The sequence below is a fragment of the Treponema sp. R8-4-B8 genome, assembly GCF_054786175.1.
The window spans coordinates 213,892-233,202 of record NZ_BDHE01000487.1 but is presented as its reverse complement, the minus strand read 5'-3'; the positions used below and the strand labels follow the sequence as shown (position 1 = coordinate 233,202).

Sequence of the window (19,311 nt, the reverse complement as noted above, 5' to 3'; positions counted from 1 at the left end):
TTCTCCTAATTAACGGCTTGCGCTCTTTTTCTTTTTTTCAGCTTCTTTTATCAGCTCTTCAGATATGCCCTGCGGCACTTTTGAGTATTTTTCAAATTCCATCGTAAACTCGGCCTTCCCCTGGGTGAGCGAGCGTAAAACCGTGGAGTAACCAAACATTTCACTTAACGGAACTTCCGCTTCCACGCGCGAAGAATGTCCGTCCTCAATAGAAGATAAAATCATTCCGCGCCTTTGATTAATTGAGCCAAAAATATTTCCCTGAAACTCCGTCGGCCCTTCCACCGACACTTTCATAATCGGTTCAAGAATACACGGCCTTGCCTTGCCATACGCTTCTCGGAAAGCGCCAATTGCCGCAGACTGGAAAGCGATGTCCGACGAGTCTACCGGGTGGCTTTGACCGTCGTTTATAACGCAGCGGATATTGACGATTGGGAAGCCGATTAAGCTGCCTTTTTTAATCGCCTCTTTAAATCCTTTATCGCAGCTTGGCACATACTCAGTGGGAATTGATCCGCCTTTGATCATGTCTACAAAATCGTAATCGCCTTCGGAGAACGGTTCCATGTAACCTGCCACGCGCCCGAATTGCCCAGCGCCGCCCGTTTGCTTTTTGTGTGTGTAATTGAATTCGGCTTTTTGCGTAATTGTTTCACGATAAGCGACCTGCGGCATTCCGGTATCAAGATCGCACTTGTATTCGCGGCGCATTCGCTCAATGTACACTTCAAGATGAAGCTCTCCCATTCCCTTAATGATTGTCTGGTTCGATTCAGGATCGACGTAAGTTTGAAAAGTGGGATCTTCTTTTGTAAAACGGTTAAGAGCCTTCGCCATCTGATCGGAGCTTTTTTTGTCTTTAGGCATAATAGCGAGGGAAATGACAGGAGAGGGAACAAACATTGACGTCATCGCATAGTTAAGACCGCCGCCGCAGAAAGTGTCACCTGACGCGCATTCAATTCCAAATAGGGCCACAATGTCACCAGGTGCGCCTTCGTTAATATCTTCCATGCTGTCCGCGTGCATACGCACAAGACGGCCCACTTTAAATTTTTTGCGGGCGCGCGTGTTTTGCAACTCGTCGCCTTTTTTTAATTTACCCTGATAAACCCGCACATACGTTAGCTGACCGTATTGACCGTCTTCCAGTTTAAAACCGAGCGCGACGGTCGGGCTTTTTTCATCAGCGTTAAGCTCTATGCTTTCCTCATTTTTATCAAGGTCGAGGGCGAAGTTTTTTACTTCTGTCGGATTGGGAAGATAATGCGTTACTCCATCTAACAGCGGTTGAATCCCTTTGAATTTATAAGCGGAACCGCACATAACCGGCACAAACTGTTCCGCAAGAGTGCCTTTGCGGATTGCCGCGTGAATCATCTCTTGTGGAATTGCTTTGCCATCAATTATATTTTCCGCAAGCTCGTCGGAAAATATCGAAATAGCGTCAAGAAGCTCCTCGCGGTATTTTTCAGCGTCCGCTTTTAAGTGGGCGGGAATTTCCGCAAGGCGGGTAGTTTCGCCCTGCTCTCCGTCAAAGTAGATGGCTTTCATCGCGATAAGGTCTACAACGCCTTCAAGTTTATCTTCAAGCCCGATGGGGATTTGAATCATCACGGCGTTAAGCCCCAACTTTTCGCGTAACTGCATCGTTACCTTGAACGGATTGGCGCCGGTACGGTCACACTTATTTACAAACGCGATACGCGGCACATGGTAGCGTTTTAACTGGCGGTCAACCGTGATTGACTGAGACTGCACTCCGCCGACCGCGCAAAGAACAAGAATCGCCCCGTCTAAAACGCGAAGAGAGCGCTCAACCTCTATCATAAAATCAACGTGTCCGGGCGTGTCAATTACATTTATGGTGTGGTCTTTCCATGTCACCTGAGTCGCCGCGGACTGGATTGTAATGCCGCGTTCCCTTTCAAGTTCCATATGATCCATAGTGGCGCCAACGCCGTCCTTGCCCCGGACTTCGTGAATGGCGTGAATTTTCTTACTATAGAACAGAATACGCTCAGACAGGGTAGTTTTACCTGAGTCAATGTGGGCGCTAATGCCGATGTTACGCATTCTGCTGGTCTCAATGCTCATTGTTTAGTACTCCTTAAAATACGCATTAAATGCTTTTATATGGCTTAAGATAGCAAGATTTGCAAATGGTTGCAAGGGGAGAAGGGTAATAATAAATTGAAAATTATAAATAAATCGTTATTTACATAAAAGAGGGTATACGCAAAGCCCTGTCTGGAGGTTAGACGGCTGCGGGATAGAACGATGTATGCATGAAGAATTTATTTAGTACAGTCACGGCAGAACAGGCAGCGGCGCAGACAGCGGTGCAAACAGAGCCGAAAACAGCGGAGGAATATTTCAAGCGTGGTATTGTATATTATCAACAAAAAGAACATGACAAAGCGATTGCGGATTTTGAGACGGTTCTGCAGCTCAACCCGGACTTAACAAAAGTGAAAAATGCCCTTAAAAGGGCCAAGAAGAAAATGGGAAGCAGTTAGCAAGAAACCTTTTTTCATAAACATCGCTATATCGGAATAACATTTCCAAACTGTTAAGCGACAAATTGGCAGGTATGTTTAAAAATTAAATTGGAAAATATTTAAATAATAGTATATAATAATTTAATGGGAAATCAGTTAAAAAATATGCAAATAAATATTCGTAAAGCTTTAGAGGCAGATATTGCAATAATGACTTCCATATATAATGAATCAATAAATATATTAAGTAAAGAAAATCGCAGACTAATTATTCTGAATGTTTTAAAAATTGCTCCTTGGTCAATTGATTTTTATAAAAAGAATGGTTTTAAGATTTATGATTCCAGTATTAGTTATAATGAAAAATATAATATTTTAAAAACTAGAATTGTAAATAATTGGGAGTTAATGATGTATAAATGGATTTAAAAATATAATTCATAATAAATTGTAAAGTCAATTGTCGCTTAACAGGCAGGTAACTGTACATTTGTTTTCTCGAACCCTCCTTCATAAAAACATATTTTGGTTAGATTTTTATTTTAAGGCGTCATTCATTTTCGGTTAGATTATTTTTGAGGCATTGCGAGTGATTGACACCGGAGCATTTACAGTTATAATGACAGTATACCTGAATATACCATCGTTTTATTCTGGGATGATGAAGTTTCTGGAGGATTGAAATGTCTTATAGACAGTGCGGGTATTGCGGACATTGGATGGATATTACTGCTAGATACAGGGGAGTACCGATCTGTGAGGGCTGCTGGCAGAGGATTAAGGCTGATCAAGAGAGGAACGAACAAATCGCCGAAGAAGGCGAAGCCACGCGGAAGGCTATAAAAGAGGCTGAGGAAAATGCCGCACGGCGGGCGCAAGAGGCAGCGAACAACGCCGCATGGCGGGCGCAAGAGGCGGCGGAAAACGCAAAGGTCCAATCCGACAAAGAGCATTTCCGCCCCTTTTTAGAAAAGCGCGTGAGGCATCCGCTTACTTTGGATGATATTTGGTGGAACGAGCGCCTTCAGACATGGGTTGCCAAGGAAGAATGGCAAGCGGAAGTGGACGCAGCCGAGAAAGCTCTGGAAGACGCATCGGGAGTACCTCTCTCCTTAATTTCCAAAGAACTTACTGCGGAATGGCGTGAGGATCGCTGGCTCTTCAAAATGCCTAACAGCCTGGCCTTAAGTGAAATTGGTGGTTCTATGGAATACTTAGATGAGTTTTCTGAGCCAAAGGATATTGCGCCATACAAGGCGGTCTCCGCTTATTTAGGCAAACCTATAAATGATATTGCCTTCATTGAATACATAGTCATACGGGGGCGTAATTTGATAGTCCATAGACCAGAAATAAAGAAAAAACTTTCGGATTCAAGCGAAGACTTATATATGAGCATACAATTTGATTTTTCAACAGATATGTTCTATGTAGAAGGTTGGGTGGAAAAAAAATCTCTTTTTAGAAAAGCTACCTCTGAATTTGTCCGTGTTAAGGAAGTCGCCCTGAGCGAGTTAAAAACCCGCATACCATACAACGAAACTGACATACCCTACAGCTACAATGCGGCTGCCTATTCAGGCGGAACCGCCGCCGCTTTCTCGGATGATGATGACGAAGAAGTAGAAGAAGATTTTGATTTTGGTGAGGATGAAACATTAGACAACAGCGGAACCGCCGCCGTTTCCTCGGATGATGACGACGAAGAAGAAGATTTTGATTTTGGTGACGATGAAACATTAGACAACGGCGGAACCGCCGCCGCTTCCACGGATGATGATGACGAAGAAGAAGATTTTGATTTTGGTGACGATGAAACATTAGACAACAGCGGAACCGCCGCCGCTTCCACGGACTATGACTATGCGGACATTGGAGAGAAGCTTCGGTTGAAGAATCAATTTGATGAAGCTATTATTGCTTTTAATAAAGCGATTGAATTGAACCCGAAAAATGCTATTGCCTATGGAGGCAGAGGAGAGGCGTTTCGGGGTAAAAAACAATATGATAAAGCCATCAATGATTTTAATAAGGCGATTGAATTGAACCCCAAAAATGCCTTTGCCTATAGATGCAGAGGAGAGGCGTTACGGTGTAAAAATCAATATGATAAAGCCATCAATGATTTTACTAAGGCGATTGAATTGAACCCAAAAAACGCCTTTGCCTATAGAGGCAGAGGGGTGGCATACCGTCTGAAAGGGAATAATAAACAAGCGGTAAGCGATCTGGAGAAATCGTTGAAACTTGAGCCGGGAAATAACTTCGCGAAAGAACAGTTAAAGCAGGTGGGAGATCTGTCCGCAAAATAACCTCAATGCTCAAATTAACAGTTTTGTTGTTATGGTTTGAGATAAGAAAATGTTATGTAAAATATTTCTTTTTGACCAAATATATTCATCTCTCTGTGCCGTCCTTGCATGAGTGTTAAATCCCAAAATGGTCAAAAAGAAGAAAATAAAGAATATATTGTAAATTACCACTATTCATAAAAATTATATTTAGGTATAATTTTATCATTAGTTTTGAAAGGATAGTAACGGAATGAAAATAACAATACATAGAGGGACAAATCAAATAGGCGGCTGTATAACAGAAATTAAAAGTAACGGCTATAAAGTTTTTATTGACTTTGGCGAGCAGTTGCCTGGCGCTGAAAATGATAATAATCAACTGTTGCAAATTGACGGATTAACTTGTGGCGATGTTTCAAAAAGCGCTTTATTTATAACTCATTATCATGGAGACCATATTGGAAAAATATGTGATACGGTATCAAGCTTACCCATATATGTTGGTAAAACGGCTTTGGAGATATATAAATGCCTTGAAAAAAGATTATCGTTTATTCCAGTCCAAGAAGAAGCGGAAAAACATAAAAATATATTGAAACGCCTAAAAACAATAAATACTTTTAAACCATTGCAAAAAATAAAAGTTGGCGAAATAAAAGTTACGCCGTTATTTATTGACCATTCAGCTTTTGACGCTTATATGTTTATCGTTGAAGCGGACGGTAAACGGGTGTTAAATACAGGCGATTTTCGCGGGCATGGTTTTAAAAAAAAAGCGCTTGTTCCAATGCTTCAAAAATACGCACAACGCATTGATTATATCATTTCGGAAGGTTCAAACATAGAACGCCCTGAAGCCGCCTTGCAAACAGAACAGGAATTACAAAAAGATTTTGAAGAACTATTTAGAGAAAACAAATACAACTTTGTTATGGTTTCTTCCACAAATATTGACAGGGTATTTGCGTTATATCATGCCGCAAAAAGGGCAAGGCGTTGTTTTGTCTGTGATACTTATCAAACTAAGATTTTAAAAATTGTTTCTGAATCACATAGGCAAAAAACTGCATTCTATGATATTGATTATGACCAAGAAAAACCTGCGGGACGTTTCATAAAATTAAACCGTAAAAGCAACCCCTTTTTTGAGTTTGCCGGTAAATTAAAGCCTTATCTTGATAAACATGGCTTTTGTATGCTTATAAGGTTAAATGACAGTTTTAAACCGCTTTTAGAAGAATACTCCAAATTAAAAGAAACAAAAATATATTATTCAATGTGGAAAGGTTATCTGGATAAGGGTAACAAGGCATATAATCCAACCTTTGCTGATTTTGTTAAACCGTTTAATTATGAGTATAAACATACAAGCGGACACGCCGATGTAAAGACATTAGGCACATTGTTTGACACTGTAAAACCAAAATGCGGTATTATCCCCATTCACACAGAAGCGCCAGAAAAGTTTAAGGAATTATTTATTGGGCATAATATTATTTTACTTCAAGACGGTCATGTTTTTGATTGTATTTGATCAAACAGGAGTTATAAGGAAATAACTGTGTCAAGATAAAGCACAGGTGTCAATTACCCTCGGCGTTGTTGAAATATCGCAGATGTTTCTACAAATTGGAAAGTGATTGACAGCATACGCGTTAACTATTTTCTTTAACAAATTTGCCAATATTATGATGAAAAACTTTGGAACCCAAACCAATATTTGAAAAACGAAAAAGATGTTCATAAAATGTTATATTTTCCCAACCATAATCATCTGTTTGATATATCTCCCCAGTTTCTGTATTAATAGATTCATTATCAAACCATGTTAAATCGAAGTATAAAGTTCTCCCATCAACTAATTTTAAAACATTCCATGCATGACCTGGAGAAGCCCATTTCTCTACTGACTTAACAGAATTTAATTGTAATATTTTATCCATAACTTCGTTTGCATAACCATCACAAACGGAATACCTTAAACCAGGAGTCGGTTTGACTGGACCTTTATAACCGCTAAAATTAGCCCAATCATATTCAATTTCCGCACAAAGCTGCTTTGCAAATTCTATGACTTCAGCATACATTAAATCATTTCTTAATTGCATTTCAACATCTAGCCTATACTCATAGTTAAACCTTAATGTTTGATATACTGCATATTTACCATATGTATCAAATATTTTTGATGATCCAGAATAATATGCGCCTTGCCCCCATGTTTGAAGTGTTCCTGCTCCAACATAACCTTCCAGTAAGATATAAGACGCTTCAAACAAAATTTTGTTATTATCTTCGCTCCACCAAGCATTAAGTGAAGAGTTTGTCATATATGGTTTTTCCATTTTATCTCTTGCGAAAGCAATATTTATTATCCAATCTCTCGCTTTAGGTGGGAAATACCCTATGTTCGCCCCATAATACATTATCTCAGGAAAAACTATGTTAGGAAAAGAAACAAACTTTTCTGATGATGTTCCTAAAGATGTTGTATCATCCTCACACCCTAAAAAACAGAATATTACGATAATAAAGGCAAATAATACAAAAAACAATCTTTTCATTATAACCCCCAAAAATGTATTCCTATATATTATCCATTTACATAGAAATCATAGTATTTTCCCCCAATGATTGTCAATTAGTTTTCCGAAAAACTTGCGATTAACAAACGGTATATGCTTGGGTAACGCAATGATTCCTATTACTGTTGAAACATTTTAAGGTAGCGTCGCAGATCAAAAAACAACGATATTTTTTTCATAGTTTATTAATGATGCTACTAAATTAGTATCTGTTTCCTTACTCTTTAATTTGTTCAAAAAACCAATAATTATCTTCCGGCATAATAGCAATGACAAAATAATCTTTCTTTTGATAACTGAAACTAAATTTAATCACCCAGAATTCAGCGCCATACCCCCAAACGATGTTTTGTTGTTGTAATTTAACAGATAAAATTCGTTCTTTTAATTCTTCCATCAAAATATCGGTTAACTCGTCAGTAACGCTCTTTAATTCTTTTAAACAGCAATATCATGGCACAGAAAAAACAATCCCCCACGATTCAAAATACCATGTAAAAGGCTTCCCAAAAGATTCATTTCACATCGCCTGCGGCAGCCACAAAGCCCGCATACAAAACATTTTAAAAACCCCAGGTCTAGACCCCATAGAAAAAGCCCTGCTTAAACAACGGCTTGCCAATATGTCTACAGCGCAAACGGCGTATTTGGAATTGCAGAGAAAAGCCCTTACAAATGAAAAGTGAAAAGGTAAGAGTGGAATTGAATATTATTCATTACATACGCCACCATTATTTGTTCTTTCCGGTCATCCATCTCTAAAATTGCCTTACAGAGCCTACTATCTGGAATAATTGAGTTTTAAAATAAAAGATTGCCCCATCATCCTATGATAAACCAAAAGGGGTAAAATTATCAGTAACAAACTTTAAGGAGGCCAAGCATGGCTAACAAATGTGGTGATTGTCAATTTTTTACAGGTTCCGGCAGATGCGATCAGGGAAATAAGAGCGTTACCTCTTCTTCAGGTGTGGCAGATAGTTGCATGAGTTTCAAAGCTCCGGCAAGCCTTTTCAGCGGGAAAAATTGCGGCGGCTGCCGTCATTTTGAAGGGTCAGGCAGATGTGATAAAGGTAATAGAACTACCTTATCATCTTCCAATGCCGCAAATTCTTGTAGTAGTTACGCATCAATTCCAGGATAAACGTTGACTTTAATTAGTATTTGTTTAATGTGGTATGATACTATATAAGGTGGTAAATATGGATTTTTCAATTGTTGAGATTAAAGATGTTGAAACAAAACAAAAGTATATCGATGAACTGAGGTATTCTCATAAAGAAATTAGTATAAATTACGAACTTCAATCCTTAATACCAAACTCGTCTACTGCTTTTTTTGCCGCATTTGATGATAAAAAACTAATAGGTTTAGTTGATGGTTATATTAGATCTTCTTGTAAAAAAGATGTTGGATATATTTGGGATTATATCATTTTGTCAAAATATAAAGAAATGGATATTGCAAATACACTATTTACAGCGATAAAAAAATATTTTATTGAAAAACAGTGTGACAGAATAATAGTTGCATTTCCGTATTTTAATGATGAAGAAAGGGATAATAATATATATGAATACCAATTGTATTCAAAAAATGGATTTAGGGACATTGAAATATACGAAGATTTAAGACCTACTTCTGAATATTTTAATTATAGGCGAATGATAAAATTTTTATAAAGATAAGGATAAATTTTATGACAAACAAAGAATTAAATGAAAAACTGAAGCCTGTTCAAGATGAAGTAGAAAAAATGGATTCACTCACCCCTTAACCTTCTTATACAATGCAAGAATGTTCACCTTCCATTCCTTTACAAGTTCTGCCGGCTTAATAGGCCTTGCGCTCATACCGTAAGATAACACCCATGACAATACCTTATCAAACTGGGTACTGGAAAAATCAATAATAATTCCGTCCGCTCCTTTTCGTTTTTTAATTTTCTGGTCCGCCGCCCATGTCCTTTCCTGAATATCTATTGCGACATTCGGGGCAAACGCTATACTGTAATATTTCTTTTCTCCAAGAAAAACGCCGAAATAACTGCCGTTATTTTTTGTGCAATAATCAAAATCTTTAGGCAAAGTAAAACGCTCATTGGTCAAAGAAGCGTTTTTTATTCGGGCTAATGAGAAAAAACGTATAGCGCGACGTTCTTCCGCATATCCGTAAAGAAACCATGTTCCATTATCAAATAGAAGCTGATAAGGCCTGACAATACGCGTCTTAAACTCGTTATCCCATACGCCCTTATACTCAAATGCCAGTATTTTATTTTCTCTCATCGCATCTACAATGATTTCCCATGTTTCCGATTTTACAAATGCGGTGGCTACAGGCGGTACAATTATGCGGTTTTCATACCATGCTTCCTGTTTTACATAATCCGCCTCATCAGCGGAGAGCGGAGCCGTTATGTCGTCAAGTAACCGCTTTGCTGATTCATAAAGCGGAGTATCCCTGTAAAGAGAAATAAGGGATTTTGCCATCCCTAGGGCCAGCATATCATTGGCAGATGAAAACCGGGCCGGAAGCCTGAAGGCCTTCTCCTCGTAATACCAGCCCCGGTGTTGAGCCGAGTATTCTATCGGAGCGTTGAGCATATCCCGCATATACTCAATGTCCCGGTATATGGTGGCGGTTCCGACCTGGTACTCCTCTGCCAAATCGTTGACATTGGGATATTTCCCTGACGCTATTTTTCGGTCAATAAAATAAATCCGCGCGAGTACAGACCGTGGCAAGTGTTTTCTGGTATCCATGCTTATATTATACTCCGATGGTTAATCATACCATGATGGGGCAGAATTTTCAATGAAAAAATATAAAGGAAAAAATATTTACCTTATCATTCTATGATAAACCAACTATGTTATGTTTGAAGATAATATTGTGCAATATATTTTATATTATTTGATTAGATAAAAACATAGTAGCATCAGGAGGTATAAAAACGAAAGAATATCAGCATATGTAAAATGCAGAGGCAATTTCAAGGCAGATAGAAAGCTGCCGCCTTGCGGGAAGGATGGAATTGTATTTTTGTAAGACGCAAAAGTTTATATGAAAATTAGTTATTGCGAAAATAATGAAATTACAAATTTCCGGGAAATATGTATTGGAAACATGAAAAACGGTATAATTTATAGAGGCAGCTATCCTATTTTTAGAATAGATAAAAAGAGAGATGATGCATATTCCGAACTTGTTTTTGACGCGGGTATTAACTGTATTATAAACTTGGCCGGTAATACAAAAGATTTAGAAACTATTGCAAATTTAGTTCCATGGTATAGCACATTACTTAAAAGCAATAATTTAATCGGGCTTGGTATTCAATTTGATTTTGATTTTTCAGATAAATTTGAATATGATATATTTAATTATAAGTTAAGGCAGGGATTTAAATTTTTAATTACACACAATGGTTTTTCCATATATTTCTTGATTGTATTTTTTATATTCGATTCTTTTAATACTTTTCTCTTTTGATATTAGATGTCCAGTATTACAATCAGGACATATTAATTTCGTATCTGAGTTCAATAAGAATTTACCAGTTTTAAAAACAGAAATATCCATAATTTCTACCTTGTATTAATTTATAGGACAGTATAATAAAAAAATATTATGTTGTGTTTTCACTCTCATAATCTGTAATTATTTTCTTTTTATTGTCAAATAATAAATCAAATGTTTTAGTTGGTCCACGCCTGTTTTTTCCATTGAATAGCCTGCCATGCCTATTATTTTTTTTATATTCTCATAATCGTCTGCTTTCTTTTTACGAGCCTCTAATGAATTTTTGATAACATTTTGTATTGAAGTATTATATTGTTGAACATCTTTATTTAAATTATCTATTGTTTGTTTTATATTTTCGAAAGAAGCGTCAAATTGTTTTCTAGCAAAATCTGGCGCCTCTTTTCCTTCAATTTCTTGCTTTGTATATTCTAATACATAAGTTATAATACCATATTTTTCATCAGTTGAATTTTCTATTTGTTAAAATAGTAGCCTTTTAATTCTTCAATATCCGTATTTTGTATAGTATCATCAGAGACCGAGGATATTTCTTCCTGTATTATACAACAGATAATATGACACAGTATGTCTGACAGTAAATAATAAAAGATGTAAGTTTATGGAAACAAAAGTCAATTTTACACGATCATCGCCATTATCGTAATTAAATCATTTTTGTAGTGTTGCACTTATAGTTGTATATTGGATTTACAGTTCGTTAAAAACGGTCAAGAAGTTACTATAAAACAGCTAAAAATCTGGCTTGAAAAACAATAGCTTATATGTTACCTTAAATTCATGCCTAATGCAAAACCAACGCCAGAACCAAAAGCCACCTCAAAGAAAAAAACGGTAAATGCGAGGGAAAAACAGTCAAAGCCTATAACCTCTAAACAAAAAGATGTCCCTGCCTCAAAAATCTATTATTGTTCTTTTTGCGGTAAATCATCTGATACAAGGAGAAGGCTAATTGCGGGACCAAATAATGTTTTTATTTGCGATGAATGTGTAGAGGTGTGCAACGCCATACTCCTCGATGAAGATAAAGAATTTTGGACAACACGTCTTATTTACCTTATTTCAGGCAAAATAAAGCACAAGATTGAAAATGTAAAAGATACGGATAAAGAGAAACCGAAAAAGAGGGTAAAAAAAAGTAATGCCTGATTACAGTAGCATACAGAAAGAAGAAACCTTTAAGGCGGCAATTTTCCGTGATTTTTTCAGCAGTTCAAAGTATGCCTATGAACCCAATATCGGCAACATAGATTTTATAGTAACCGAAGCCAAAACAGTAAAAAACATTACTTCAAAAAATAAAATCGGCGGAAGTCGGGCTTCGCCCGAGTCTTCTGCCAAAGAGCGAATAAATTGGAAACGCCACTATTTATGGGCAGAAAGCAAAAAAGGCATTGCCGATATTCCTTCAATGCTCACTCAATTAATTTTAACAATCAAGAAAACCTATGAAAAAGGCGAGCATTTGCCCCCTCCCTATATTGCCTGTTTTGATACCGCCAAAATAGCGTTTGTTCCCTTCCATGATATTTTGCCAATATTCAGTGATAACGATGTTAATTGGAATGTTACGCCAAGCAATCATACAACCGATGACTTTATTAAAACAAAAAGTAAAATTGAAAAACTGTCAAAAAAGAATATCGTTGTTTTCGATTTTAACAAAGATAAAAATGAAATAATTGATTTTATAAATAACAATCTTGTAGCCGGAAATATAACTTCCAAATTTCAGATAAATAAAAATAACTTCGTAATCATATACACAAAATGGCTTGATAAGGTAAAAAAATCTATAGCCATTGATTGGTCTATGGTAAAAAAAACAGGCATTATTGACGGCGATTTTTTTCTAGCCGACATTCTTTCAAAAGACAATTATACCTTAAAAGACAAACTTTTTGTTATCTTAATGAATAACCAGTATAAGTTTGATAAAAAGTTTGATGACGCTGGTTTTTCCTTATACAAGGAAGTAGGTTTTAATGACGCTCAAAAAGCACATAAGGCATTTTGGGATAAATATGAACGCCCTCCGCTTGAAGAATATTGGGATTATATAATTAACCGCAGGGACTTATTAGTACCGCAGGATATAAGAGAACGCAAAGGCTCTTTTTTCACTCCTCAACAATGGGTAGAACTATCTCAAAAATATATCGGCGATGTGTTAGGTGAAGATTGGCAAGATGAATACTATATATGGGATTGTGCCGCAGGTACTGGCAACCTTTTGGCAGGGCTAACAAATAAATACAATATATGGGCTTCCACGCTTGATAAAGCCGATGTTGACGTAATGAAAGACCGCATAAAAAATGGTGCGAATTTGTTAGAAGACCATGTTTTTCAGTTTGATTTTTTGAATGATGAATTTGAAAAATTGCCAAAAGGATTACAGGACATTATTAAAAGTGATAAAAAGCGAAAAAAATTAGTTGTTTATATTAACCCTCCGTATGCGGAAGCAACATCAACAGCGACAAGAGTTGGAACAAAAGAAAATAAAACTGGTGTTTCAACCGGAAATAAAATACATGCCAAATATGCCATGTTTCTAGGCAGTGCGAAAAATGAACTCTTTGCTCAATTTTTAACAAGAATATTCAAAGAAATACAATGTTGTAAAATTGCTAATTTTGCAACATTAAAAGCGTTATGTGCTTTCAACTTTGTTAATTTTAGGCAAAACTTTACGGCAAAATTAGAAAGTTTGTTTGTCGTTCCTGCGGATACTTTTGACAATGTTAAAGGACAATTTCCGATAGGATTTCATATTTGGGACACTGAAAAAAAAGAAGTGTTTGAAAAATTTTCGGCAGATGTTTTTGATAAAGTCGGCGAATATACCGGGCAAAAAACAATATACGGCTGTAAAGAAATTCCAAGTCTTAATGATTGGGCAATTAAAGTTTTGGACGAAAAAAATAAAATAGGGCATTTAAGCTGTCGTGGCAGCAGCGATTTCCAAAATCAAAATTTAGTTTTTATAAGTTCTCGTATAATAACGGCATCGGATAGAAAAGATAGAAAATTTAGAGGAACACTAAATATAGGCGCGAACAATTTAATTAAAGCGTGTATTTATTTTGCCGTCCGTCATTGCATTGAATCTACGTGGCTAAACAACCGTGACCAGTTTCTTTGTCCTAATGACTGTTGGCAAACTGATACGGAATTTCAGAATGATTGTCTCGCTTTTACACTATTTCACAGTCAAAATAAAATATCATCAAAATTAGCTACAAATCACTGGATACCTTTTGCCGAAGAAGAAGTCAACGCAAAAGATAATTTTGAAAGCCATTTTATGATTGACTTTATAAAAGATAAAACAATACATGATGAAAGTATAGAACTGTTTGAAGAATTAAAAGAAAAACACAAAGCGTTAAAATTTTCCGTTGAAGCCAAAGCGGTTTTTAAAATTGGGAAAAAGTTATGGAAATACTATCACTCACAACCCACTGCCGAAGTTAATGCTTCTCTTTATGACATTCGTGAGTTTTTTCAAGGCAGGGGCGATAACGATAAAATGAACAGCAAAAGCGGCGATGATACCTATAACGCTCTAATTGCCGATTTACGTTCTGCATTAAAAATATTAGCGGAAAAAATCCAGCCTAAAGTATACGAATACGGCTTTTTATTGGAGTAAAAAATATGGGTTACGATGATTTTTTTAGTAAATGGAAAAAAATTTAATTCTCCGGCTTTTAAGGAAATGCAAAAAATTCAGGGTATTTCATCAAATATCTCAAGATTAGTAAATTCTCCGGCTTTGAAATATTATGCTTAAAATCAGGATATAATAAATAACGCTTTCCCTTCAATAAAAGCAAAGGTTAAGCAACGCATCTTACACCACTTTTTCCTTTTAAACACTACCGATAGTGTTTAATGCTAATGAACGTCTGACCACTAAAAATACAAATAAAATCTACATAATGTTTCAAATTAATAGTATTTTTAGTGGTCAGAGGAATAAAACAAAGAAAATTCAGAGAATAAAAGTTCGGCGACAAACCCTAGATAAAGCTTTCTACCCACCGCTATTTAGTCGCCGAAAGGCTTGTAAGCAGGGTTTTCCCAGAGTATTTGCCATACTACGCAACCTGCCTTAAGCTATCTGGCATAGCCGGATAGCACTGTACTGAATAAATTCTTTGGGCATACATCTTGCCCACACGTCTCAATATCCCCTTTTATCCCCCTGTTTTCCACAAGCAAGAATCACAACAACGATCATTAATTTAATAAATAATCTTTATAACTCTAATAATTAAAACACGTAATTCCTTATGTAGCAAGGAATTAGCATGATCTGTTATTTGAAAATAAATACTGATATTTGCCATTGTATAAAAAGTGATACATTTTAGCCATTTATTAGAGTTAAATACACAAGTTTTCCACAGGCGTAACTATTGTGTTTATTTCGATTTTCGTCACTATTTTAATTAGGGTTTATTTCTCGGGCAGAGCTTTCATTTTCTCTTTAAGTTCCAGAAGCATTGCGTCCGCGCTTGAGTCGGATTTTTCCAGTTCTTTAAAGCGTTTGTCAAGGCTGGCGTTGTTGCTTAAGTCTTGCAATTCCTTGGACGCGTCCGCCATTGCTTCCATTTCGTCAACTTTTGTCGCCATACGGTCGAAAGCGTCAAACGCGCTGCGGTTGCCGGATACGCTGGAAATGGTGTCTTGGATTTTTTGCTGGGCTTCGGCGCGTTTTGCGCGGGCAATGAGCAGATTTTTCTTGCGTTGGGCTTCTTCAATCTTATTTTGCAGTTCTCTTAGGCTCTCTTTTAACTGGTCTACTGAAGTTCTTTGGGCTTCCCATTGTTTTTGGTACTCGGCGGCGGCATTGTCGTATTCCTGCTTGCGTAAAAGGGCTTCCTTGGCGAGGTCGTCCTTGCCATTTGTGACGGCAAGCATCGCCTTGCGTTCCCATTCCTTTGACTGGGCAAACTGGTTGTCCTTTTCCCGTTCCAGCTTTTTCTCGTCCGCGATTGCCATAGCGACAGCCCTCTTGGATTCAATTAACTGTTCGTTCATTTCGATGATAAGCTGATTTAACATTTTTTCGGGTTTTTCCGCCTTGCCAATCAGCGCGTTTACATTTGCCGCAATAAGAGTTCTAAGTCTCGAAAATATACCCATTTTAGGCTCCCGCGCCTTCCGTTTTGGAGGAAGGTCCTTTTTCCCTGAATTTCGACAGAATTGGATAATGTTCGGTTAAAGCCATGCTGAACGAATCCAAAGTAGCCCTAAAATCCTCATTATCCATGGTTTCGTACTGTAATGTATCGAGTAAAATTATCTTATTTTTATCAACCGCATACGCGCCGTGGATTACATCGGAAGCGTTTAGTTCGAGCAATTTGGTATACAATTCCAAGAGATTGCTTTTTGGTACATCCATAACTTCAGCCCTGACAATGACAAGCGGCTCCGCCTGCATAACCGCGACACCCTGCAATGAACGCTCTTCGTCATCCAGCAGCCACAAATTTTTCCCTACCTGTTGATATGTTATCATCAGATCAATTAAATATTGTTCAATTTTACTCTCTACTATCATAATGCTATCCTAGCAGAACTTGACCGTTAGCGTCAATTGCCAGAACGCTTTTACATTCAGAACAGCGGAAACGCCCCGGTTTTAACGCTTTTAGTTTTTTATAACAGATGGGGCAGGCAACTACCTTTGGAAAAGGAGACGGTTTTTCCTGCGGCTGTTCCGTGTTAAAGAATTGGATTGAATGTTCCAAGCTTTCCATGATATTAAAAAATTGGGCAAAACCGAGCAACTGAAAGACTTCATAGACTTTTGGCTGTATATCCAAAAGGACAATATCGCCGCCCTTGGCCTTAACCGCTTTAAGAAAAGTTGTGAAGGAACCAATACCGGTAGATGAAACATAATTTAAGCCGCTGCACATGAAAATTAACCTTATATACCCCTCATCTATGGCTTTTTGGACGCGTTTTTGAAAGGCATTGGAATTATAGGTATCAACATAACCCGTTAATGATAACATAAGACACATGGGCGCTTCATTTATTCTTTCAATCTTCACCTTGAGACTTTCATCTTTTTCATCGTCAAACCCGGGGACGATTTCATTATTAAACATATTACAACCTTATACCTGTACTTTAAAAATACCCGAATTATTCCAAAAAATCAATAAAAATTCGGTTAAATTTAAGGATATATATTATTAAAATTATTGTCAATATAGTAATTTATTTGGGATATTATTGATATAACATATGAGAATTGTTACTCGGGAAGAAGTATTTCAATATTTAAAACTAAATGGACAATAAATCATTACTCTACCCCTAAAGCCTTAAATACAGCATCCTCAGCACTTTGATAAAAAATGAGGTTAAAACGACCTACAAGTTCCGCCGGAACAGCGCCAAGATCACCGGCGGATGTAATTGGAAGAAGTATTTTCTTTGCGCCACTGTCAAGGCATACCTGAAGAGTATTAGCCAATTCTTCAACTTTGATTAACGTGCCGCCAATGCTAAGGTCTCCGAGTATAACCGAACCGGATAAAAGCGGTTTTCCAAGAGCGACTGAACATATCGCGATAAGTGAAGGTAAAGTTAAATGCGAAGTCATTCCAATGCCGTTAAGATCCTGTATATGCAACAAATAATCTTTTGTCGTAAGGCTGATGCTGTGGCTTATATTTTTGGCATTTGCCTTAAGATAACTATAAGCGGAATCGACAGCTTCTTTTGCCTGGCTATCGGAGCCAATGCCGGTACGTTCAAATTTTCCGCTTCCTGCGGTCATTTGCATTTCGATCTTGTACACGCCAAGCATACCTGATTTACAATGGGAAATAGTATAGAGATGCCCCGGTTTTCCCATGCCATCGGGGATAAGCTTGCCGCTACCTTGTTCGGGAACAGAAACGTATTCCTCGTTGAACGTTTCATTGTCTTTATACGAAAAATTAACATCGTAGAATTCCATGCCGCCTATTTTTTTTAGCTGCTCTTTCACACGGCGGCGGACTTCCAAGGCGAATCGAAGAATTTTCTCTACGTTTTCCCTTGTATATTTGCCATGAGGATATAAAAGCTTAATAAAACCGGAAACAGTTTTTTTAACAGCGATAACATCACGCTGGTTTAAATCACGACCAAGCTTAAAATATTTTTCATAGGCATCCGCATAAGATATTTTTCGCAGTTCCCTGATTATTTCAGAAAGATAGTCTGTTATAAAACCATATTCATCGGTGAAATATTCTGGCCGGTATTTTGGTATTTCCCAACCCGGCAGATAACAATGCATCCTGTCCAGAAAAGCGCTGTCATTGGCCATTGCTTCGGGGAAAGGGTCAAAAAGATGGGAAGTTTTAAGGATTATATCTACGCTTTGATTAATATTTCCGACAAACGCAAATGAGGCGTTGGCGTTTTTTTCTTCTTTGCCACGGGCAAATGAACCAGAGGCCATATAGTCCTTCATTATCTGGACTCCGTCTTTGTCTTTAAAATTAATGCCGGCTACCTCGTCAAAGGCAACACAATCCCAAAGACCGACTAGGCCTACAGTTCTGTTTGCCATATTGTAAAAAAGGTTCGCTACGGTCGTCTGCCCTCCTGATACAAGGATGCTGTTCGGGCTGATTTCTTTATAAATATGGGATTTTCCTGTTCCCCTTGGTCCAAGTTCGCAAAGGTTATAATTGTTTTCTACAAGCGGAACAAGTCTTGCCAAATGAAGCCACTTTACCCTTTCATCAAACTGAGACGGCTCAATGCCCGTACTGCGCAGGATAAGCTCAATCCATTCTTCATCTGTAAATTCACCTCTAGCTTCTTTTAACTCGTTGATTTCAATATGAGGCATTTGTATAGGCGTTAATTTTTGTATTTTAAAAGGAACATTGGTTTTATCCGCTTCGTCAAAGAAATATTCCATCTGCAGAATGCACCAAATACCGCCGCAGAGAAGCCGCTCATATTCCTTTACATAATTATCCGCTATAGGGACATTTTTAATTCCTAGATTGGAGAATTCGGCTTCATATACATCGGTCTTATAATTTAATTTTACCGAAACATGATCGATTACTGTATAGCTGCCCTGTTCCCGGAGTTTAGAGATTATTTTTTGAGCCTCATCAGGGCGCACAAAATTATCCGCCAATATTTTCTTTACATTTTGAACTCCCGCTTCAATTTCTTCGTTGTTGCTCGAAGAGCAGTACATACCCAATAGGTATTCAAGAACATACACCGGCACGTTGGCGCCTTCTTTGATCTTTTTTGTAAGGTCTTTTCTTACGATTTTACCGCCAAACAGCCGGAAGAGTTTGTCTTTAGTATTTTCTGCAACATTATCACTCATTT

16 protein-coding genes and 1 pseudogene are annotated in these 19,311 nt (G+C 37.4%); 10 read left to right on the top strand and 7 right to left on the bottom strand.

The window, feature by feature from the left end; all coding sequences use genetic code 11:
- Window positions 1-9: 9 nt before the first annotated feature.
- Window positions 10-2,100 carry an elongation factor G gene (fusA, locus tag ACYVRA_RS14235; RefSeq protein WP_461253386.1) on the bottom strand — a complete coding sequence of 697 codons (2,091 nt, stop codon included), beginning with the start codon at window positions 2,098-2,100 and terminating at the stop codon, window positions 10-12.
- Between the two features lie 191 nt (window positions 2,101-2,291).
- Here fusA and ACYVRA_RS14230 point away from each other — a divergent pair, with 191 nt between their 5' ends.
- The 4 genes from ACYVRA_RS14230 to ACYVRA_RS14215 all read left to right on the top strand — a co-directional run bounded on the left by ACYVRA_RS14230 (window position 2,292) and on the right by ACYVRA_RS14215 (window position 6,332).
- The gene (locus ACYVRA_RS14230) at window positions 2,292-2,522 is read left to right on the top strand and encodes a tetratricopeptide repeat protein (protein ID WP_461253385.1); all 231 of its coding nucleotides are present in this window, start codon (window positions 2,292-2,294) and stop codon (window positions 2,520-2,522) included.
- A gap of 126 nt (window positions 2,523-2,648) precedes the next feature.
- The gene (locus tag ACYVRA_RS14225) at window positions 2,649-2,933 is read left to right on the top strand and encodes a hypothetical protein (protein ID WP_461253384.1); all 285 of its coding nucleotides are present in this window, start codon (window positions 2,649-2,651) and stop codon (window positions 2,931-2,933) included.
- A gap of 254 nt (window positions 2,934-3,187) precedes the next feature.
- Window positions 3,188-4,816 (top strand): tetratricopeptide repeat protein, encoded by a 1,629-nt coding sequence (locus ACYVRA_RS14220; protein ID WP_461253383.1) that lies wholly within the window; start codon window positions 3,188-3,190, stop codon window positions 4,814-4,816.
- A gap of 232 nt (window positions 4,817-5,048) precedes the next feature.
- The gene (locus ACYVRA_RS14215) at window positions 5,049-6,332 is read left to right on the top strand and encodes an MBL fold metallo-hydrolase (protein WP_461253382.1); all 1,284 of its coding nucleotides are present in this window, start codon (window positions 5,049-5,051) and stop codon (window positions 6,330-6,332) included.
- A gap of 121 nt (window positions 6,333-6,453) precedes the next feature.
- Here ACYVRA_RS14215 and ACYVRA_RS14210 read toward each other — a convergent pair whose 3' ends face one another.
- The gene (locus ACYVRA_RS14210; RefSeq protein ID WP_461253381.1) at window positions 6,454-7,362 is read right to left on the bottom strand and encodes a hypothetical protein; all 909 of its coding nucleotides are present in this window, start codon (window positions 7,360-7,362) and stop codon (window positions 6,454-6,456) included.
- Between the two features lie 365 nt (window positions 7,363-7,727).
- Here ACYVRA_RS14210 and ACYVRA_RS14205 point away from each other — a divergent pair, with 365 nt between their 5' ends.
- The 3 genes from ACYVRA_RS14205 to ACYVRA_RS14195 all read left to right on the top strand — a co-directional run bounded on the left by ACYVRA_RS14205 (window position 7,728) and on the right by ACYVRA_RS14195 (window position 9,065).
- Complete coding sequence (locus tag ACYVRA_RS14205) at window positions 7,728-8,069, top strand: hypothetical protein (protein WP_461253380.1); 342 nt, start codon at window positions 7,728-7,730, stop codon at window positions 8,067-8,069.
- Window positions 8,070-8,266: 197 nt separating this feature from the next.
- Window positions 8,267-8,527 carry a hypothetical protein gene (locus tag ACYVRA_RS14200; protein WP_461253379.1) on the top strand — a complete coding sequence of 87 codons (261 nt, stop codon included), beginning with the start codon at window positions 8,267-8,269 and terminating at the stop codon, window positions 8,525-8,527.
- A gap of 58 nt (window positions 8,528-8,585) precedes the next feature.
- Window positions 8,586-9,065 carry a GNAT family N-acetyltransferase gene (locus ACYVRA_RS14195; RefSeq protein ID WP_461253378.1) on the top strand — a complete coding sequence of 160 codons (480 nt, stop codon included), beginning with the start codon at window positions 8,586-8,588 and terminating at the stop codon, window positions 9,063-9,065.
- Window positions 9,066-9,149: 84 nt separating this feature from the next.
- On the opposite strand, the gene ACYVRA_RS14190 is transcribed toward ACYVRA_RS14195, so the two are convergent.
- Window positions 9,150-10,148, bottom strand: a complete 999-nt coding sequence (locus tag ACYVRA_RS14190; RefSeq protein WP_461253377.1) for a helix-turn-helix transcriptional regulator — start codon at window positions 10,146-10,148, stop codon at window positions 9,150-9,152.
- 301 nt (window positions 10,149-10,449) lie between these two features.
- Between ACYVRA_RS14190 and ACYVRA_RS14185 the strand changes: the two genes are divergently transcribed.
- The 3 genes and pseudogenes from ACYVRA_RS14185 (at window position 10,450) to ACYVRA_RS14175 (ending at window position 14,587) form a co-directional block, all read left to right on the top strand.
- Window positions 10,450-10,878 carry a hypothetical protein gene (locus tag ACYVRA_RS14185; RefSeq protein ID WP_461253376.1) on the top strand — a complete coding sequence of 143 codons (429 nt, stop codon included), beginning with the start codon at window positions 10,450-10,452 and terminating at the stop codon, window positions 10,876-10,878.
- A gap of 951 nt (window positions 10,879-11,829) precedes the next feature.
- Window positions 11,830-11,958 (top strand): annotated as a pseudogene (locus tag ACYVRA_RS14180) (ClpX C4-type zinc finger protein); the annotation flags it as partial.
- 112 nt (window positions 11,959-12,070) lie between these two features.
- A complete protein-coding gene (locus tag ACYVRA_RS14175; RefSeq protein WP_461253375.1) occupies window positions 12,071-14,587 on the top strand; it encodes a hypothetical protein in 2,517 nt (838 codons plus the stop codon).
- 809 nt (window positions 14,588-15,396) lie between these two features.
- On the opposite strand, the gene ACYVRA_RS14170 is transcribed toward ACYVRA_RS14175, so the two are convergent.
- The 4 genes from ACYVRA_RS14170 to brxL all read right to left on the bottom strand — a co-directional run bounded on the left by ACYVRA_RS14170 (window position 15,397) and on the right by brxL (window position 19,309).
- The gene (locus tag ACYVRA_RS14170; protein ID WP_461253374.1) at window positions 15,397-16,086 is read right to left on the bottom strand and encodes a PspA/IM30 family protein; all 690 of its coding nucleotides are present in this window, start codon (window positions 16,084-16,086) and stop codon (window positions 15,397-15,399) included.
- Window position 16,087: 1 nt separating this feature from the next.
- A complete protein-coding gene (locus ACYVRA_RS14165; protein WP_461253373.1) occupies window positions 16,088-16,507 on the bottom strand; it encodes a YbjN domain-containing protein in 420 nt (139 codons plus the stop codon).
- A gap of 4 nt (window positions 16,508-16,511) precedes the next feature.
- A complete protein-coding gene (locus tag ACYVRA_RS14160; protein ID WP_461253372.1) occupies window positions 16,512-17,063 on the bottom strand; it encodes an STAS domain-containing protein in 552 nt (183 codons plus the stop codon).
- 200 nt (window positions 17,064-17,263) lie between these two features.
- Window positions 17,264-19,309, bottom strand: coding sequence for a protease Lon-related BREX system protein BrxL (gene brxL / locus ACYVRA_RS14155; protein ID WP_461253371.1), 2,046 nt, complete (start codon window positions 19,307-19,309; stop codon window positions 17,264-17,266).
- Window positions 19,310-19,311: the final 2 nt, after the last annotated feature.

Excerpts from the sequence above, each read along its gene's own strand:
- fusA (WP_461253386.1), bottom strand. The coding sequence starts at position 2,100 with ATGAGCATTGAGACCAGCAGAATGCGTAACATCGGCATTAGCGCCCAC.
- ACYVRA_RS14230 (WP_461253385.1), top strand. The coding sequence starts at position 2,292 with ATGAAGAATTTATTTAGTACAGTCACGGCAGAACAGGCAGCGGCGCAG.
- ACYVRA_RS14225 (WP_461253384.1), top strand. The coding sequence starts at position 2,649 with ATGGGAAATCAGTTAAAAAATATGCAAATAAATATTCGTAAAGCTTTA.
- ACYVRA_RS14220 (WP_461253383.1), top strand. The coding sequence starts at position 3,188 with ATGTCTTATAGACAGTGCGGGTATTGCGGACATTGGATGGATATTACT.
- ACYVRA_RS14215 (WP_461253382.1), top strand. The coding sequence starts at position 5,049 with ATGAAAATAACAATACATAGAGGGACAAATCAAATAGGCGGCTGTATA.
- ACYVRA_RS14210 (WP_461253381.1), bottom strand. The coding sequence starts at position 7,362 with ATGAAAAGATTGTTTTTTGTATTATTTGCCTTTATTATCGTAATATTC.
- ACYVRA_RS14205 (WP_461253380.1), top strand. The coding sequence starts at position 7,728 with ATGTTTTGTTGTTGTAATTTAACAGATAAAATTCGTTCTTTTAATTCT.
- ACYVRA_RS14200 (WP_461253379.1), top strand. The coding sequence starts at position 8,267 with ATGGCTAACAAATGTGGTGATTGTCAATTTTTTACAGGTTCCGGCAGA.
- ACYVRA_RS14195 (WP_461253378.1), top strand. The coding sequence starts at position 8,586 with ATGGATTTTTCAATTGTTGAGATTAAAGATGTTGAAACAAAACAAAAG.
- ACYVRA_RS14190 (WP_461253377.1), bottom strand. The coding sequence starts at position 10,148 with ATGGATACCAGAAAACACTTGCCACGGTCTGTACTCGCGCGGATTTAT.
- ACYVRA_RS14185 (WP_461253376.1), top strand. The coding sequence starts at position 10,450 with ATGAAAATTAGTTATTGCGAAAATAATGAAATTACAAATTTCCGGGAA.
- ACYVRA_RS14175 (WP_461253375.1), top strand. The coding sequence starts at position 12,071 with ATGCCTGATTACAGTAGCATACAGAAAGAAGAAACCTTTAAGGCGGCA.
- ACYVRA_RS14170 (WP_461253374.1), bottom strand. The coding sequence starts at position 16,086 with ATGGGTATATTTTCGAGACTTAGAACTCTTATTGCGGCAAATGTAAAC.
- ACYVRA_RS14165 (WP_461253373.1), bottom strand. The coding sequence starts at position 16,507 with ATGATAGTAGAGAGTAAAATTGAACAATATTTAATTGATCTGATGATA.
- ACYVRA_RS14160 (WP_461253372.1), bottom strand. The coding sequence starts at position 17,063 with ATGTTTAATAATGAAATCGTCCCCGGGTTTGACGATGAAAAAGATGAA.
- brxL (WP_461253371.1), bottom strand. The coding sequence starts at position 19,309 with ATGAGTGATAATGTTGCAGAAAATACTAAAGACAAACTCTTCCGGCTG.